Raw genomic sequence first — 19,123 nt, 5'->3', positions numbered from 1 at the left:
CTGGCTGTTGGATAAAGGTGGCCAGAGCTTAGGAAAGGCGCGTCGCAGCGGCTTGGAAAAAACTGCGGTCGCGCGCATTGGATAGTGCTGCCGGCGGAGGCGTGGTCGTCCCCAAGAAGCGGTCATTTGATGGAGAGATGGCAACAAATGGCGACCGAAATTTTCCGAATGTCGTCCTGCCTCGAATTCAAGCCCCCGGGTCGCTCATCCGCCTTGTCGCCAGCGAGGCTGCACTGTTTTCTCTTTGCAACGGCCCGAATTCAAGACTGACGAAAAACGGAACTAACAGTTAGGAAACGTTGCTACGCCATTCATAATTGTGTCAAAACGTTCTAACCGTAAACAAGACATCGAGACATCGCCATGAATATCGCCTTCAGAAGCCTGTGGAATGCCGCCACGGGCAGTTGGGTCGCCGTACCAGAAACGAGCCGTGCTCGCGGCAAGCGCAGCATGTCGACGGCGGTCGCAGGGGTCGCGATCACGCTTTTCGCCACCAGCTTCTTTCCCGCGCAGGCCGTGTGCACGGTGTCTGGGTCGAACGTGAACTGCTTCGGGGCCGCCAATCCGCTGGCGCCGAACTACTCCAACGGCGCGAACAACCTGAACGTCACCTTGAATCCCGGCGCATCCGTGGGCGTGCTCCTGGGCTTGGGCGGCAACGCGATGACGCTCAGCGGCACGGGTCTCACGGTGATCAACCATGGCCGGATCGATCCCACCGTGCTCGGGACCGGGTTGGGCGTGCTGTCGTCGGGCCTGGTCATGGGCAATGGGTTCGGCAGCACACAGACGGTGACCAACAACGGTGCGCTCAACGGTACGACGGGGTTGATCGTGGGCGTGACGGGGTTGGCGCTGGCATTGCAAAACGGCGCTGGTGGCAGCTCGAACATCACGAACACCGGCACGATGGCCACGACCGGCATCATCGGTGCGACCCTGCTGGGACCGGATGCCGGTGTGATGGCTGCGTACGGTGGTGCGCAAGTGAACGTGGACAACTCCGGCACCATCACCGGGCGCGTCGCATTGGGCACCTCGACCGGGGGCAACACCTTCACCAATTCGGGCACGGTCAACGGCAGCGTTTCACTCGGCGCGAACAGCAAAAACATGTTCGTGGCGACCACCGATTCGTCGGTCAATGCCGCGGGCGGAACCGCGTTGTCGACCGATCTTGCGATCGGTGCCATCACGATCAACTTCGCCGCGACGGGTACCGTCGACGGCGGCTCCGGCGGCGACAACACGCTGAGCCTGCGGCAGGGCACGTCGGTCACGGGCGCCATCGCCAACGGCAGCTTTCTCAATTTCAACAAGCTCGATGTCGAAAGCGGCACCTGGGCGTTGAACGGCGCCTCGGGCGTGAGCCAGGCGACGCTGGGATCGGGTGCGACCGCCGTGGTCGACAACGCGCAGTCGCTGGGCAAGGGCACGGTCACTTCGAACGGCGGGACGCTGGAAGCCGCGGTACCCGGTCTCTCGCTCGCCAACGACGTCGTTCTCGGCACCGGTGGGCTGACCGTCGCGGGCGCGAACAGCGTGCAACTCTCGGGCGTGATCTCGGGTGGCGGGGACCTCACGCAAGCCAGCGGCGCCACGCTGGTGCTCAGCGGCAACAACGTATACACGGGCAACTCGGTCGTGCGCAATGGCACGCTGCAGGTCGCCAGCGATGCCAATCTCGGCCTGGGTGGGCTCGCGCTCGACGGCGGTACGCTCGCAGCGACCGGCGATCTGACGAGCGCACGCAGCGTGGTGATCCTGGCCAACACGGGGCGCATCACGAGTTCGGGCTCCGCCATCACCCTGACCGGCGCCATCGACGGCGGCGGAGCGCTGAGCGTCCAGTCGAACGGTGGCGCGATCTCGCTCACGAACACCGCCAACGACTTCCGCGGCTTCGTCAACCTCGCGGGCGGCGCCACGCAGATCAAGGCGGCCAATTCGCTGACGCTGGGCGACATCGCGACCGCTGCGCTGACGGCCGAAAGCGGCGGCACGCTGTCGCTCGGCCAGGGCAGTGCCACATCGATCGATGCCACCAGCGCAGGCGGGGCCGTCGTCCAGGGGGGAGCGATCAGCGTCGTCGGCGCGACCACCATCTCCGCCGCGGCGGGCACTGGCGCCATCACGCTCAACAACACGGGCAACGACTTCGGCGGCGTGGTGCATCTGACCGGCGGTACGACGGAGATCGCCGACGCGAACGCATTGACGCTGGGCAACCTCGCAACGGGCGACCTCACCGCAACCAGCAACGGGGCGCTCTCGCTCGGCCAGGGAAGCGCCGCCTCGATCAATGCCACGAGCAACAACGGCGCCATCGTTCAGTCCGGCGCGCTGGCGGTTGCCGGCACCACCACGCTGAATGCAGGCACGGGCACCATCACGCTGACGGAAGCGACGAACAGCTTCGGCGGCGCATTGGGCATCGCCGGCGGCAACACCTCGATCGTCGCGGCCTCGGGCCTGACACTGGGCGACGGCTCGATCGGCGGCACGCTGGCTCTCACGAGCGGCGGCGCGATCACCCAGACCGGTTCGCTGTCGGTCGTCGGCACCAGCAGCTTCGGCGCCACGGGCGCCATCGCGCTGACCGATGCGAACAACGATTTCGGCGCCGCGGTCAGCCTCCAGGGCAGCAGCATCGCCATCCGCGACCGCAACGACCTCACCGTGTCGTCGCTGGCCAACGGCACCAATGGCAGCGTCTCGGTGATCGCGGGCGGCCAGCTCGTGCTGCCGAGCCAGGCCATCGATGCCGGCACCGGCAACGTGGTCCTCGCCGCGGAAGGCGGGCAACTGGGCATCAACAACGCCGTGCGCGGCGCCAACGTCACGCTGGGCGGGCGCGATGGCATTGCATTGGCTGCCGATGTCGAGACGGCCGGCACCTTGAGCCTGAACAGCGGCCAGGGCATCGCGCAGTCCAGCGGCATGATCACCGCGGGCACGTTGACCGGCAGCGCCGTGGGCGCGGTCACGCTGTCCAACGAGATCAACCAGATCGGCACGCTCGGCGACTTCAGCGCGCAGGGTCTGACCGTGAAAAGCAGTCTTCAGCTGAACGTCACCGGCAAGGTGGACGGCGGTGCCAGCACCTACCTGATGGGAACCAACCTGTCGATCTCGGGCACCGTGAGCGGGACCAGCACGGTGCTGAACTCGACCGGCTCGATCCTGCAGACCCAGTCGGGCGCGATCGTCGCCGACACCCTGAGCGGCAGCGCCGTGGGCGTCGTCGACCTGACCGGCGCCAACATGGTCGCGACCCTGGGCGATTTCGATGCCGGCAGCATTCCCAGCTTCGGAGACTTCAGCTTCGCCAATGGACGGGCACTGAGCATCACCGGCAACGTGATCGCCGGCAATCTCTCGTTCGACGTGAGCAAGGGCGCGGTGGTGACGGGATCGCTGGCGACGAGAGCGCCAAGCGGCACGACCACCATCGCCGCTGACACGCGGATCCAGATCGGCGATGGCGGCACGGCGGGCAGCATCTCGGGCGACGTGGTCGCCAACGGCGAGCTGGCCTTCGATCGTTCCGACACCGTGAGCTTCGGCGGCAGCATCGGCGGGTCCGGCAGCCTGGCGCAGGCTGGCAGCGGCAGCCTCGATCTCACCGGCGCCAGCACCTATGCGGGCGGCACGACGGTGGCCGCGGGCACGTTGAGCGTGAACAACAAGAGCGGCAGCGCGACCGGCACGGGTGCCGTGCAGGTCCAGGCCGGTGCCACGCTCGCGGGCAACGGCAGCATCGCGGGCGCGGTCACGGTGGACAAGGGCGGCGTGCTGTCCGCGGGCAACGGCGGTGCCGGCACGCTCACCCTGGGCAGCCTCAGCCTGAATGCGGGCTCGGTGCTGAACTACGAGCTGGGCCAGGCCGGCGTGGCCGGCGGCTCGCTCAACGACCTGATCAACGTCAACGGCAACCTGCAGCTCGACGGCACGCTCAACGTGAGCGAGACCGCGGGCGGCAAGTTCGGCGCGGGCCTGTACCGGCTCATCAACTACACCGGCACCCTGACCGACAACGGCCTGGACATCGGCACCACGCCGACGGCCGCGAAGAACCTGCAGGTGCAGACCGCGGTGGCGAACCAGGTCAACCTGGTCAACAGCGAAGGCGTGACGCTCACGCTGTGGGACGGCAGCGATCCTGCGAACTTCAACGACGGCAAGGTCGCGGGCGGCAGCGGCACCTGGCGCGCGGGTGGCTCGACCGCGAGCTGGACCGGCATCGACGGCAAGCTCAATGGCGGCTGGCAGCAGGACGGCGTCGCCATCTTCAGCGGCCAGGCCGGCACCGTCACGGTCGACAACAAGGGCGCGGGCGGGCCGGTGCGCCTGGGCGGCGCGCAGTTCGCGGTCAACGGCTACACGGTCAACGGCGACGCGCTCACGATCAGCGCACCCCAGACGGTGGTGCGCGTGGGCGACGGCACCGGCGCCAGCGCGGGCATGACCGCGACCATCAATGCTGCCATCGGCGGCACGGGCGGGCTGGTGAAGGACGAGGGCGGCACGCTGGTGCTGGGCGGCAATAACAGCTACACGGGCGGCACGATGGTCAAGGGCGGCATCCTGCAGATCGCGGCCGACAACAACCTCGGCGCGGCGGGCACGGGCCTCGCGCTCGATGGCGGCACGCTGCGCATCGCCACGGGTTCCGGGGCGCTCTTCGCTGCGCGGACGGTGGCATTGGGCGCGGGCGGCGGCACCATCGATGTCGGCAACAGCAACTTCGCGGTGAGCGGTCCCATCAGCGGCAACGGACAGCTCAGGGTCACGGGCAAGGGTGGCACCCTGGGCCTGGTGGCGGCCAACAGCTACAGCGGTGGCACGGTGCTGCAGGACGGCATTACCGTCTCCGCTGTTGCCAGCGGCGTATTCGGCAGCGGCGCCGTGCAACAACAGGGCGATGGTTCATTCGTATTCCTGTTGGGCTCGGCCAGTGCCGGCAACAACAGCTACAGCGTCGGGCGCGCGGCTTCGAGCGACCGCAACAACCGGCTCGCATTCGGACAGACTTCGACGGGCGGCACTGCGAACATCACGGTCAACGGCCTGGGCTGGTGGCAGGAGTTGATAGGCGGCAATGCGCTGCAGTTCGGCGATAACGCAACGGCCGGCACGGCCACGATCAGCAACCTGGGAGGCTCGGTCTACTTCCTGCAAAACGGCAGTGCCGGCAGCGCGACGATCGCCAATGGCAACAACAGCCTCTTGAACTTCCTCGGCTCGGCCACGGCTGGCAACGCGAAGATCACCAATGGGAGCGGCGGCCTTGTGCGTTTTGCGGACAGCTCGACGGGTGCGCAGGCGACGGTGATCAACGATTTCGGCGGCATGGTCGACGTGTCGGGCTCGACCGCCAAGACGGGTGTCGCACTGGGTTCGCTCTCGGGCGCTGGTGGTGTGGCGCTGGGCGCAACGCAGCTCACGCTCGGCTCGCTGAACACCAACGACACGCTCTCGGGCCCTGTCAACGACAAGGGCAGCCTCTTCTCGCAGCCGGGTTCGGGCATCGGCGGCTCGATCGTCAAGGTTGGCAGTGGCACGCTGACGCTGAGCGAGGCCAATAGCTACACCGGCGGTACCACGGTGGCGGCCGGCACGCTCAGCGTGAACAACGTGATCGGCAGCGCGACCGGCACGGGCGCGGTGCAGGTGCAATCGGGTGCGACGCTCGCGGGCAACGGCAAGATCGCAGGCGCGGTCACGGTGGCCAACGGCGGCGTGCTGTCGGCGGGCAATGTGGGCGTGGCCGGAGGTGCCGGCACGCTGACCATGGGCGGCCTCGACCTGAGCGCGGGCTCGGTGCTGAATTACCAACTGGGCCAGGCTGGCGTGGCGGGCGGCGCGCTCAACGACCTGATCAACGTCAACGGCAACCTGCGGCTCGACGGCACGCTCAACGTGGCGGAAACGGACGGCGGCAAGTTCGGCGCGGGCCTCTACCGCCTCATCAACTACACCGGCACGCTGACCGACAACGGCCTGGGCATCGGCAGCGCGCCGACCAGCAAGCTCTCGGTGCAGACCTCGGTCGCGAACCAGGTCAACCTGCTCAACAGCGACGGCCTCGTGCTGAACCTCTGGGACGGCGGCAACAGCGCCAACTTCAACGACGGCAAGATCGCGGGCGGCGCGGGAACCTGGCGCGCGGGCGCACCCGGCGACAACTGGACCGACGCCAACGGCCTGGCCAACGGCACCTGGGTGCAGGACGGCTTCGCGATCTTCGGCGGCAAGGCTGGCATCGTCACGGTGGACAACAAGGGCGCGGGCGGTGCGGTGCGCCTGGGCGGCGCGCAGTTCGCGGTCGACGGCTACACGATCAACGGCGACCCGCTCACCATCAGCGCCCCCCAGACGGTGGTGCGCGTGGGCGACGGCTCCAGCGCGAGCGCGGGCATGACAGCGACCATCGCGGCTTCGATCGGCGGCGCGGGCGGCCTCGTGAAGGACGACGGCGGCACGCTGGTGCTGACCGGCAACAACAGCTACGCGGGCGGCACCACGGTCAAGGGCGGCATCCTGCAGATCTCGGCCGACAACAACCTCGGTGCGTTCGGCAAGGGCCTGGCGATCGATGGCGGCACGCTGCGCATCGCGGCCGGTTCCACGCCGTTCTTCAGCATGCGCGCGCTCGCGCTGGGCACGGGTGGCGGCACCATCGACCTGGGCAACAGCGTCTTCGGCGTGGGCGGTCTCATCAGCGGCAACGGGCTGCTGACCGTCACGGGCAAGGGCGGCACCCTGGGCCTGGTGACGGCCAACAGCTACAGCGGCGGCACGCTGCTGCAGGACGGCGCGAGCATCACCACCACCGCGAGCGGTGTGCTCGGCAGCGGCGCGGTGCGGCAGCAGGGCAACGGCACGCTGCTGCTGTACACCGACAAGGCGAGCGCGGGCGGCAACGACTACACCGTGGGCCGCGCCGCGAGCGCGGACGCCGGCAACATGCTGCTGTTCTCGCAGAACGCCACCGCCGCGAGCTCGAAGATCACGCTCAATGGCGCGACCTGGCAGATGCTCGGCGCGAACTCGGTGCAGTTCAGCGGCAACACGAGCGCGGGCACGTCGAACATCACGAATGCCGGCGGGGCGATCAGCTTCTTCGAGAACGCCAGCGCCGGGTCGGCGACGATCGCCAACGGCGGCAAGAGCCTGCTGGGCTTCGGCGGCACCGCCACTGCGGGCAGCGCGCAGATCAGCAATGCCTTCGGCGGCCTGGTGCGCTTCGCCGACAGCAGCTCGGGCGCGGGTGCCACGGTCAGCAACGCCGCGGGCGGCGTGGTCGACGTGTCGGGCTCGACCGCCAAGACCGGTGTCGAACTGGGTTCGCTCTCGGGCGCGGGCGGTGTCGTTCTCGGCGCCACGCGGCTCACCGTGGGCGGGCTGAACACCACCGACACCCTATGGGGCACCGTCAGCGACAAGGGCAGCGTGTTCACGCAGCCGGGCTCGGGCACGGGAGGTTCGATCGTCAAGGTCGGTGCCGGCACGCTCACGTTGAGCGGCGCGAACACCTATACCGGCGGCACCACGGTGGCGGCCGGCACGCTCGCCGTGAACAACTTCAGCGGCAGCGCGACCGGCATAGGTGTCGTGCTGGTGCAAGGCGGCGCGACGCTCGCGGGCAGCGGCAGCATCGCGGGCGCGGTGAGCATCGCCAAGGGCGGCGTGCTGTCGGCCGGCAACGGCGGTCCCGGCACGCTGACCGTCGGCGGCCTGAGCCTTGCCGATGGCGCGGTGCTCAACTACGACCTGGGCCAGGCCAACACCGTGGGCGGTCCGCTCAACGACCTCGTCAACGTCAACGGCGACCTGCGCCTGGACGGCACGCTCAACGTCGCGCAGTCCACGGGCGGCAGCTTCGGCGCGGGCCTGTACCGGCTCATCAGCTACACCGGCGGCCTGATCGACGCCGGCCTGGACATCGGCACCGCGCCGGGCGCCAAGACCGACCTGCAGGTGCAGACCTCGGTGGCCAAGCAGGTCAACCTGGTCAACCGCGCGGGCCTGTCGCTGAACTTCTGGGATGGCGGCGACCCGGGCAAGTACAACGACGGCCAGATCGCCGGCGGCAGCGGCACCTGGCGCGTGGGCGTGCCGGGCGATGGCTGGACCGGTGCGGACGGCAAGATCAACGCCGCCTGGGTGCAGGACCAGTTCGCCGTCTTCAGCGGCACCGCCAGCATCGTCAGCGTGGACGGCGGCAACGGCACAGTGCGCATCACCGGCGCGCAGTTCGCCACCGACGGCTACCGCGTGCAGGGCGACGCGATCCAACTCGGCAACGCGGCCACCACCGTGCGCGTGGGCGACGGCACCGCGGCTGGCGCGGGCATGAGCGCGACCATCGCGTCCTCGCTCACCGGCACGGGCGGCCTGGTCAAGGAAGACCTGGGCACGCTGGTGCTCGAGGGCAGCAACAGCTACAGCGGCGGCACCACCATCAAGGGCGGTATCCTGCAGATCGCATCGGACGCCAACCTCGGCGCGGCCACCGGTGGCCTCGCGCTCGAAGGCGCCACCCTGCACGTGACCGGCGACACCGCCGGCACGCGTGCCGTGAGCCTGGGCGCGGGCAGCAACACCTTCGACATCGACCTGAGCCGCACGCTGGCGCTCAACGGCTCCGTGAGCGGCGCGGGCGGCCTGCGCAAGACCGGCCTGGGCACCCTGCAACTCGGCGCGGCCAACGGCTATGCGGGCGGCACCGAAGTGGCGGCGGGTTCGCTGCAGGCGCTGGTCACGGACGCGCTGGGCACGGGCCCGGTGTCGGTCGCGGGCAATGCCTCGCTGGCCTTCACCAACAAGGCCGACGCGGGCAAGCTCGCGATCACCTTGGCACAGCGCGGCAGTGCGCCGACCGACAACGGTGGCTTCCTGGCCTTCAGCGACAGCAGCTCGGCCGGCAGCGCGACCATCACGGCGAACAAGGACGCCACGGTCGAGTTCCGCGACACCTCGAGCGCGGGCAATGCCGTGATCGAGAACCGCGGCGGCATCACCACCCTGTGGTTCAACGCGAACGGCGGCAAGGCGCAGATCACCAACTTCGATGGCGGCCAGATCAACATGCTCGACAACGCGAGCGCCGGACAGGCGCGCTTCGTCAACGAGAGCGGCGGCCTGATCGACCTGTATGACCGCGTGAGCGCGGACCAGGCGACGGTGGTGAACAACAAGGGCGCGCTGCTGCGCATCAGCAAGCTCGCCGCCACGGGCGTGGGCATCGGCTCGCTCGAAGGCGCGGGCGATGTGCTGCTGGGCGCGAAGGCGCTGACCACGGGCGGGTTGAACACCAGCACGACCGTGTCGGGCACGATCAGTGGCACGGGCGGTTCGATAGTCAAGGTGGGCAGCGGCACGCTGTCGCTCACGGGGGCCAACACCTACACCGGCGGCACCACCATCGCCGCGGGCACGCTCGCCGTGAATAACACGAGCGGTAGCGCGACGGGTACGGGTGCGGTTCAGGTGCAGGGCGGTGCAGCGCTCGCGGGCAACGGCAGCGTCTCAGGTGCGGTCAGCATCACCAAGGGAGGCATCTTGTCTGCAGGCAATGGCGGCGTCGGCACGCTGACGCTCGGCAGCCTCAGCCTCGCCGAAGGCGCGGTGCTCAACTACGACCTGGGCCAGGCCAACACCGTCGGTGGCGCGCTCAACGACCACGTGCAGGTCAACGGCAACCTGCAACTCGACGGCACGCTCAATGTGGCGCAATCGAAGGGCGGCGTGTTCGGCGCGGGCATCTATCGCCTCATCGACTACACCGGCAGCCTGACGGACAACGGCCTGGACATCGGCAGCGCGCCGATCGCGGCCAAGGACCTGCAGGTCCAGACCTCGGTGGCCAAACAGGTCAATCTGGTGAACCGTACAGGCCTGTCGCTGAACTTCTGGGACGGCGGCGACAACACGAAGTACAACGACGGCAAGATTGCGGGCGGCCCGGGCACCTGGCGCGTGGGCGTGCCGGGCGATGGCTGGACTGGTGCGGACGGCAAGATCAACGCGGCCTGGGCGCAGGATCAGTTCGCGGTGTTCAGCGGCACGGGCGGCACGGTCACGGTCAGCAATGCCGGCGGCACGGTGCGCATCAATGGCGCGCAGTTCGCGGCTGACGGGTATGTGCTGCAGGGCGATGCGATCGAGCTGGGTGCTTCGGGCACGGTGGTGCGTGTGGGTGACGGCTCGGGCACCGATGTGACGCGCAGCGCAAGCGTGAACGTCGCGCTGACCGGCGCAGGTGGCCTAGTCAAGGACGACGTGGGTCGCCTGGTCCTCCGAGGCACCAACACCTACACGGGTGGCACCACGGTCAAGGCCGGCGTTCTGCAAGGCAATACGGCGAGCCTGCAAGGCGGCATCGTCAACGATGCCGAGGTCGTGTTCGACCAAGACAAGACCGGCAGCTACGCGGGCATGATGAGCGGCAGCGGCAAGCTGCGCAAGATCGGCACGGGCACGCTGACGCTGACCAGCGCCAACAGCTACGCAGGCGGTACCTTCGTCGATGCCGGCACGCTGGCCACTGACGTGACCGGCGCCCTCGGCAGCAGCGCGGCGAGCGTGGCCTCGGGCGGCACGCTGCAACTGGGTGGCAGCTTCGATGCAGGCACCACGTCCATCGGCAACCAGGGAACAGTGCGCTTCCAGGGCAAGGCGAGCGCGGGAACGTCGACCATCACCAATGCCGCGGGCGGCGTGCTGGCCTTCGCGGACGACGCGACGGCCGACAAGGCCACGGTGCTCAACCAGGCCGGCGCGCAGGTGCGCATCGACCAGGCGACCACGGGCGTGAGCTTCGGCTCGCTGAGCGGCGCGGGCGAGTTCGTGCTAGGCGCCAAGGCGCTCACGTTGGGCGCGAGCGGCGACAACACCACGCTGTCGGGCACGATCAGCGGCAACGGCGGTTCGATCGTCAAGGTGGGCGGCGGAACGCTGACGCTCACGGGCGCGAACACCTACACCGGTGGTACCACCGTCGGTGCGGGCACGCTGAGCATGAACAACAAGAGCGGCAGCGCGACGGGTACGGGCGCGGTGCAGGTGCAATCGGGCGCGACGCTCGCTGGCAGCGGCAGCATCGCGGGCGCGGTCACCATCGACAAGGGCGGCATCCTCGCGGCGGGCAACAGCCCGGGCACGCTGACGCTGGGTGCGCTCACGCTCGCGAGCGGCTCCACGCTGAACTACGAGTTGGGCCAAGCCGGTGTTCCCGGCGGTGCGCTGAACGACCTGATCAACGTCACGGGCAACCTGCAACTCGACGGGACCTTGAACATTGCGCAGTCGGCGGGCGGCAGCTTCGGCCCGGGCCTCTACAGGCTCATGAGCTACGGCGGCAGCTTCACCGACAACGGCCTGGACATCGGCACGGTGCCGGGCTCGGCCAAGGCGGCGGACCTGCAAGTGCAGACCTCGGTGGCGAACCAGGTCAATCTGGTGAACAAGGCTGGCCTGTCGCTGAACTTCTGGGACGGCGGCGACAGCACCAAGTACAACGACGGCCAGATCGCCGGCGGCAGCGGCACCTGGCGCGTGGGCAACCCGCAGCCCTCGATGGATGCCTGGACCGACATGGACGGCAAGGTCAACGCCAACTGGGCGCAGAACCAGTTCGCGGTGTTCGGCGGCAAGGCCGGCACGGTGACGGTGGATGCGGTCGGCGGCGCTGTGCGCATCGCGGGTGCGCAGTTCGCCACCGACGGTTATGTGGTGCAGGGCGATGGCATCGTGGTGGACAACGCCAACTCGGTGATCCGCGTGGGCGATGGCACGGCCGCGGGCGCGACCATGACGGCGACCCTCAATGTGGCGCTCTCGGGCACAGGTGGCATCTCGAAGGAGGATGCGGGCCGACTGATCCTCGGTGGTACCAACACCTATACCGGTGGCACCACCGTCAAGGGTGGTGTGCTGCAGGGCAGCGCGACGAGCCTGCAGGGCAACATCGTCAACAACGCCGAGGTGGCGTTCGACCAGGGCAAGACGGCGGGCACCTACGCGGGTGTGATGAGCGGCACGGGCAAGCTGCGCAAGATCGGCACGGGCACGCTGACCTTGAGCAGCGCCAACAGCTACAGCGGTGGCACGCTGGTGGATGCGGGCACGCTCGCCACCGAAGTGACAGGCGCACTCGGCAGCGGCGCGGCAAGCGTTGTATCGGGTGCCACGCTGCAGTTCGGCGGCAAGGCGGATGCGGGCAAGCTCGCGATCGCCAATGCCGGCACGCTGCAACTGCAAGACACCGCTAGCGCTGCAGGCGCTACGGTGACCAACGCGGCGGGCGCGCAGGTGCGCATCGATCTGACGACCACTGGGACGAGCATTGGCTCGCTCGGTGGTGCAGGCGATGTGGTGCTCGGCACCAAGGCGCTGACTACCGGTGCGCTCGGCACTGACAACACGATCTCGGGCGCTATCACCGGCACCACGGGTTCACTGGTCAAGGTCGGTGCGGGCACGCTCACGTTGGCAGGCACCGCGACCTACAGCGGCGAGACCCGCATCGCGGCAGGTACCTTGAAGGCAGGCGCCACCAACGCCTTCAGCGCTGCGTCCAGTGCTGTAGTCGCCAGCGGCGCCACGCTCGACCTCGGCGGCTTCAGCCAGAAGATGGCCGGCCTCACCAACGCTGGCACGGTCTCCCTGCTCGGAACAGTCCCAGGCACCACCTTGACGCTGACCGGCCCCTACGTCAGCAACAACGGCGTGCTGCGCCTCGGCGCCAAGCTCGACAACCCGGGCATCGCAGACCGCCTGGTGCTCGATGGCGCTACCGCATCCGCCAGCGGGAAGACCACCGTGCAGGTCACCAACCTCGGTGGCTTGGGCGCCCGCACGAGCGGCGCGGGCATCGAGCTGATCAGCGCGAAGAACGGCGCAACCACTACCGCACAGACCACTAAGGACGCCTTCGTGCTCTCGGGCGGCCGCGTCGACGCCGGTGCCTACGAGTACCGCCTGTACGCGGGCGACGCAGGCGGCGAGGGCGAGAACTGGTACCTGCGCACAGAAGCAGAACCCGGAGCCTCGCTGCCGACGTACCGCGCCGAAACTTCATTGTTCGCTGCCCTGCCGAACCAATTGCGCCAGAGCAACCTCGGCATGCTCGCCAGCCTGAGCCAGCGCATCGGCGACGACGATGTGCGCGGCAGCGGCGGCGCAAGCTCGAGCATCGACGGTGGTAACCGCCGTGCTTGGGGCCGTCTGATCTCCACCGACATGGACATCCGCCAGGGCGGCACTGTCTCGCCGCACGCCGAGGGCCGCGTGAGCGGTCTGCAGGCCGGTACCGACCTGTGGGCCAATGCGAACTGGCGCGCAGGCATCTATGTCGGCCAGCTCGAAGGCGATACACGCGTCAGCGGCTTCAGCAGTGGACTCCTGAACGGCGCCGCCGGCCGCAACGACCTGCGCAGCCAGTACCTGGGCCTGTACGGTACGTTCACGAGCGACGACGGCTTCTATGCGGACACGGTGCTGCAAGCCGGCCGCCACCGCTACACGGTGCAACCGCAACTGAGCGCGGGTGTGACAGGCAAGGGCAACAGCTTCCTGGCCTCGATCGAGGTCGGCAAGGCCTTCGCACTGGGCACGGGTGGCTGGTCGGTGGAGCCGCAGCTGCAGCTGATTCATCAGCGCCTGCGGCTGGACGACGTGGCGATCTCTGGCGCGCTGGTGCAGCAGGACGCCGACAGCAGCTGGACCGCACGCGCAGGCGTGCGCATCAAGGGCAGCTTCGCGACGAGCGCGGGCACGCTACAGCCCTACGCGCGCCTGAACGTCTATCGCAGCTCGAAGGGCAACGACATCGCCCGCTTCGTGAACCCGGCAGCCATCACGCCGGTGGGCGCACCAATCGGCGGCACGAGCACCGAACTGGCAGCAGGCTTCACGCTGGCGCTGAGCCAGCGCACGAGCCTGTACGGCGAACTCGGCAAGCAGTGGGCCTCGGGTGGCGTGGCGCGCGTGGGCAGCTCGGTCAACGCGGGGGTGGGCGTTCGCGTGAAGTGGTGAGGATGAGGACCGGGCAGGCGGCAGGCGCGACAACCGCGACTACGCCCGCCCGTTCTCGCCCGCGGCCCGGATCCATTTCGCCCCGGTCCATTCGCCGCTCTCGACGGCGGCCTCCATGCAGCGCTTGAGTTCGCCCACCACGCATTGCACCGCCGTGGAGGTGCGGCGCGTCGTGGGCAGCGCCAGGTAGATGCTGCGCGCGAACTCGGGCGCCGCGATCGGGGCCGCCGACAGCAGGCCGCGTTCGAGCTCGCTGCGGATCGCGACCGCCGGCAGCACCGAGAAGCCCACGCCCTGAACGACGAGGTCGCGCTGGACCGACAGCGCATTCGTCTCGGCAGCGATCCGAAACGGCACGTCGGCGACCGCGCATGCATGCTCGACGAGCCCGCGCAGGTTATGCGGCCGGCTCGGCAGCACCAGCGGTGCCTGGCCCAGCGCGCGGACCTTCACCGGCTTCTTCAGCGAGAGGCCGTGCGCCGCCGGCGCAGTGAGGCACAGCACCTCCTTGAGCAAGGGCTCGAGACTCACGCTCGGCCGTTGCGGGGCGTCGTACAGCAGCGCCATGTCGAGCTCGCCCGTCTCGAGCCAGCGCGCGAGATGGTCCGTGTAGCCCACCGACAGCGACACCTGCACGCCGGGGTAGCGCTCCTTGAGCGCCAGCACCAGCGGCGCGGCGAGCAGCTCGCAGCTGCTCGGCAGCAATCCCACGTGGACGATGCCCGCGATCGACGGGCCCGAGGGCTGGATCTCCGACCTCGCGTTGTCGAGCTCGCGCAGCGCGCGCCGCGAGTACTCCACGAGCGTCCTGCCCGCATCGGTCAGCACCATGCCGCCGCGGCTGCGCTCGAAGAGCAGCGCGCCGAGGTCGTCCTCCAGCAGCTTGAGCTGCCGCGAGATCGCGGGCTGCACCACATGAAGAAGCTCGGCGGCGCGCGTCACGCTGCCGGTGTCCGCGATCGCCAGAAAGGCCCGAATCTGCCGCGTGTCCATCGCGTTTCCTGCCAGCAAAAAAAGTGATTTATCGATCAGAAATGGTAATTCGACGGCATGTGAAATGCAAATTTATGATCCGCCCACTTCACACCGACACCCGCATCCGCGAGTGACCCGGCAGACCAGGAGACAGGACCATGGACATTCAGAAGAACCTCATCGGCGGCGAATGGATCGCCGGCCAGGAATCGATCGCCAGCATCAACCCGTCGGACACCCACGACGTGGTGGGCCACTTCGCGCTGGCCGACGCGGCACAGGTCCGCCAGGCCGTGGCGGCCGCGCGCGCCGCCCAGCCGGCCTGGGCGGCAACGACCACGCAGGTCCGCAGCGACCTGCTGCAACGCACGGCGCACGAGCTCTTCGCGCGCCGCGAGCAGATCGGCGAACTGGTCTCGCGCGAAGCCGGCAAGACGCGCGCCGAAGGCATCGGCGAAGTCACGCGGGCCAGCCAGATCTTCGGCTTCTTCGCCGGCGAGGCCGTGCGCTACGGCGGCGAGAACCTCCCGTCGGTGCGGCCGAACATCGGCGTGCAGACCAGCCGCGAGCCGATCGGCGTGGTGGGGCTCATCACGCCGTGGAACTTCCCCATCGCCATCGCCGCCTGGAAGATCGCACCCGCGCTGGCCTTCGGCAACACGCTGCTGCTCAAGCCCTCCGAAGAGACGCCCGCGGTGGCGAGCGAGCTCTTCCGCGTGCTCGAGCGCAACGGCCTGCCCGCGGGCGTCGCCAACCTGGTGAACGGCCATGGCGCGGTCGCGGGCGCGGCCATCGTCGAAGGCGTCGACGCGCTGAGCTTCACGGGCAGCGTCGCCACCGGCCGCAAGCTGGCCCAGGCCGCGGTCGCGAGGATGGTGCGCGTGCAGCTCGAGATGGGCGGGAAGAACCCGCTCGTCGTGCTCGACGACGCCGACCTGCCGCAGGCGGTGGAGTGCGCATTGAATGGCGCCTTCTTCTCGGCCGGCCAGCGCTGCACCGCGTCGAGCCGGCTGATCGTCACCGACGGCATCCACGACCGCTTCGTCGAGGCCCTGCGCGCACGCATGCGCGAGGTGCAGGTGGGCCACGCCCTGGCGGCGAGCACCGACATCGGGCCGGTGATCAACCAGCGCCAGCTCGACATGGTCCAGCGCTACATCGCGGTCGGCAAGGACGAGGGCGCCCGGCTCATCGAAGGCGGCACCGTGCTCGAGCGTCCGACACCCGGGTTCTTCATGGCGCCCGCGCTGTTCGTCGACACCCGCAACGACATGCGCATCAACCGCGAGGAGGTGTTCGGCCCGTTCGCCACGGTGATCCGCGCGCGCGGCTACGAGGAAGCGCTCGCGCTGGCCAACGACACCGAATACGGCCTGTCGGCCGGGATCTGCACCCAGTCCCACAAGCACGCGACCCACTTCCGCCTGAACGTGAAGAGCGGGCTGGCCATGGTCAACCTGCCGACCGCGGGCCTCGACTACCACGTGCCCTTCGGCGGCACCAAGGGCTCGAGCTTCGGCCCGCGCGAGCAGGGGAGCTACGCCGCCGATTTCTACACGCTGACCAAGACCGCCTACATCGGGCATTGATACCAGGAACCACCGGAGACATCGAATGGAAAAAATCGGCTTCATCGGGCTCGGGCGCATGGGCAAGTCCATGGCCCTCAATCTTCGAAAACAGGGCTACCCGCTGGTGGTCCACGACCTGAACGCCGCGGCGGTCAACGAGCTGGTCGATGCCGGCGCGGCGAGCGCGCAGAGCATCGCGCAGATCGCGCGCGAGTGTTCGATCGTCGCGACGATGCTGCCCAGCTCGACCGAGGTGGAGCAGGTGGCCCTGGGCGCGGAAGGCATCTTCGCCAATGCGCGCAAGGGCAACATCCTGCTCGACATGAGCACCATCGATCCGCTGGCCACCGACCGGCTGGCCGTGGCGGCCCGCGCGGCCGGGCAATCCGTGGTCGACGCGCCCGTGGGCCGACTGGCCGAACACGCGGACCGCGGCGAATCGCTGTTCATGGTTGGCGCCACCGACGAGGACTTCGCCCGCGTGCGGCCGCTGCTCGATGTCATGGGCTCGACCGTCTACCACTGCGGCGACGTCGGAACGGGCGGGCGGACCAAGCTGGTCAACAACTACGTCGCGGTCACGCTGTGCCAGGTCAACGCCGAGGCGCTCGCGCTGTCGCAGCGTTTCGGGCTCGACATCACCCGCACCCTGCAGGTGCTCTACGGCACCTCGGCGACCAACGGTCAGTTGCGCTTGAACTTCCCGAACAAAGTGCTGGTGGGCGACACCACGCCGGGCTTCACGATCGACCTCGCGCACAAGGACATGGCGCTGGTGATGGGCGCGGCCCACGCGGCCAGGGTGCCGATGCCGGTGGCCGCGGCGGTCTTCGAATCGTTCAGCCTGGCGCGCGCCAGCGAGTACGGAAAGATCGATTTCTCGGGCATTGCCGATGCGGTCTGCGACCTCGCGAGGATCGAGCGCGCACGGGTGCCCACGGGCTGGAAGGCCGCCTGAGGACGGCCAGCGCTTTCGAACGGAACGAGTCCGACAAGAGGCTCGATCTCTAGCTTCCCGATCCACATAAAGCGCAGCCGAAGCATCGGCTGCCTAGGAGACAAAAAATGAGAATGCATGCCATCGCCCTGGCCGTCCTCGCGGGACTGCCCTGGATCCAGAACGCCAGCGCGCAAGCCGCGCCCGATCGCTTCAAGATCGGCTTCGTCACCGACATGTCGGGGCCGTACTCCGACTTCGACGGCGCCGGCGGTCTCGACGCGGTCCGCATGGCCATCGCGGATTTCGGCGGCAAGGTGCTGGGCCGGCCGATCGAGGTGCTGTCCGCCGATCACCAGAACAAGGCCGACATCGCGGCCAACAAGGCGCGCCAGTGGTGGGACCAGGACAAGGTCGAGCTGGTCATCGCGGGGTCCAACTCCTCGGCGTCGCTGGCGATCAGCAACATCTCGAAGGAAAAGAAGAAGGTCTTCATCTCCGCCGGCGCGGGCGCCGACAGCCTGACGGAAGAGGCCTGCCAGCCCTACCTCGTGCGCTACACCTACAGCACCTCGGCCCAGGCACGTGGCACGGCGACGGCCATGGTGGAGCAGGGCGGCAAGAGCTGGTACTTCGTGACCGCGGACTATGCCTTCGGCTACTCGCTCGAGAAGGCCAGCATCGACGTGGTCCAGGCCAGCGGCGGCACCGTCAAGGGCAGCGTGCGCCATCCGCTGAACGCGAGCGACTTCTCGTCCTATCTGACGCAGGCGCAGGCATCGGGCGCGCAGGTGGTCGGCCTCGCCAACGGCGGCAGCGACCTCATCACCTCGATCAAGACGGCCAAGGAGTTCGGCATCAGCAGCAAGATGCGCCTCGCCGGCCTCATGGTGTTCATCACCGACGTGCACAGCCTCGGCCTCGACACCACCAGCGGCATGTACCTGACCGATGGCTGGTACTGGGACCTCAACGACAAGTCGCGCGCCTTCGCGACCCGCTTCTACGAGAAGCACAAGAAGATGCCCACCACCTTCCAGGCCGGCGACTACTCGGCCACGCTGAGCTACCTGAAGGCGGTGGAAGCGGCGCAGAGCACCGACGCCGACAAGGTGATGGCCGCGCTCAAGTCGCTCAAGATCGACGACATGTTCGCGCAGGGCTACATCCGCGCGGATGGCGCGATGGTGCACGACATGTACCTGATGCAGGTCAAGAAGCGCAGCGAATCGAAGCAGCCGTGGGACTACTACAAGGTGGTCTCGAAGATCCCGGGCGAGCAGGCCTATGCGCCGACGAAGCCCGGCGCCTGCCACCTGATGCCGAAGAGCTGATCCGCGCCGAAGCCGCGCCGCCGCCGCGTTTCGCGCGGCGCGCGGCCGCACGGCTTTTTTCCTTGCCCCACTCTCTTTTCCATGTCGTATCGCACGGACATCATTCTCGAAACACGCCAGCTCACCAAGGAGTTCAAGGGCTTCACTGCTGTCAGCAAGGTCGATCTCTCGGTCGTGCGCGGTTCGATCCACGCGCTCATCGGACCCAACGGCGCAGGCAAGACGACCTGCTTCAACCTGCTCACGAAGTTCCTCGAGCC

General features: G+C 68.5%; 6 protein-coding genes. 5 read left to right on the top strand and 1 reads right to left on the bottom strand.

What is annotated here, in order from left to right; translation table 11 throughout:
- Positions 1–363 precede the first annotated feature (363 nt).
- Positions 364–14,046 (top strand): autotransporter-associated beta strand repeat-containing protein, encoded by a 13,683-nt coding sequence (locus BM109_RS32265; protein WP_093352234.1) that lies wholly within the window; start codon positions 364–366, stop codon positions 14,044–14,046.
- Between the two features lie 39 nt (positions 14,047–14,085).
- On the opposite strand, the gene BM109_RS32260 is transcribed toward BM109_RS32265, so the two are convergent.
- Positions 14,086–15,039, bottom strand: a complete 954-nt coding sequence (locus BM109_RS32260) for a LysR family transcriptional regulator (RefSeq protein ID WP_093352231.1) — start codon at positions 15,037–15,039, stop codon at positions 14,086–14,088.
- A 146-nt stretch (positions 15,040–15,185) separates the two neighbouring features.
- Between BM109_RS32260 and BM109_RS32255 the strand changes: the two genes are divergently transcribed.
- The 4 genes from BM109_RS32255 to BM109_RS32240 form a co-directional block, all read left to right on the top strand.
- On the top strand, positions 15,186–16,610 hold the full coding sequence (locus BM109_RS32255; RefSeq protein WP_218159435.1) for an aldehyde dehydrogenase family protein: 1,425 nt from the start codon (positions 15,186–15,188) through the stop codon (positions 16,608–16,610).
- On the top strand, positions 16,606–17,550 hold the full coding sequence (locus tag BM109_RS32250; protein WP_371269080.1) for an NAD(P)-dependent oxidoreductase: 945 nt from the start codon (positions 16,606–16,608) through the stop codon (positions 17,548–17,550). Before BM109_RS32255 ends, BM109_RS32250 begins: the two co-directional genes overlap by 5 nt.
- 107 nt (positions 17,551–17,657) lie before the next feature.
- Complete coding sequence (locus tag BM109_RS32245; protein WP_093352225.1) at positions 17,658–18,863, top strand: ABC transporter substrate-binding protein; 1,206 nt, start codon at positions 17,658–17,660, stop codon at positions 18,861–18,863.
- A gap of 81 nt (positions 18,864–18,944) precedes the next feature.
- A partial coding sequence (locus BM109_RS32240; RefSeq protein ID WP_143129295.1) for an ATP-binding cassette domain-containing protein occupies positions 18,945–19,123 on the top strand: 179 nt, incomplete at its 3' end.

It is taken from the genome of Variovorax sp. PDC80, from assembly GCF_900115375.1.
Taxonomy (GTDB): Bacteria; Pseudomonadota; Gammaproteobacteria; order Burkholderiales; family Burkholderiaceae_C; genus Variovorax.
The sequence above is the reverse complement of the archived record's forward strand: the minus strand, read 5'-3'. Positions and strand labels throughout refer to the sequence as shown.

Bases quoted from the DNA above. Each gene is read 5' to 3' on its own strand.
- BM109_RS32265 (WP_093352234.1), top strand. From the start codon at position 364: ATGAATATCGCCTTCAGAAGCCTGTGGAATGCCGCCACGGGCAGTTGG.
- BM109_RS32260 (WP_093352231.1), bottom strand. From the start codon at position 15,039: ATGGACACGCGGCAGATTCGGGCCTTTCTGGCGATCGCGGACACCGGC.
- BM109_RS32245 (WP_093352225.1), top strand. From the start codon at position 17,658: ATGAGAATGCATGCCATCGCCCTGGCCGTCCTCGCGGGACTGCCCTGG.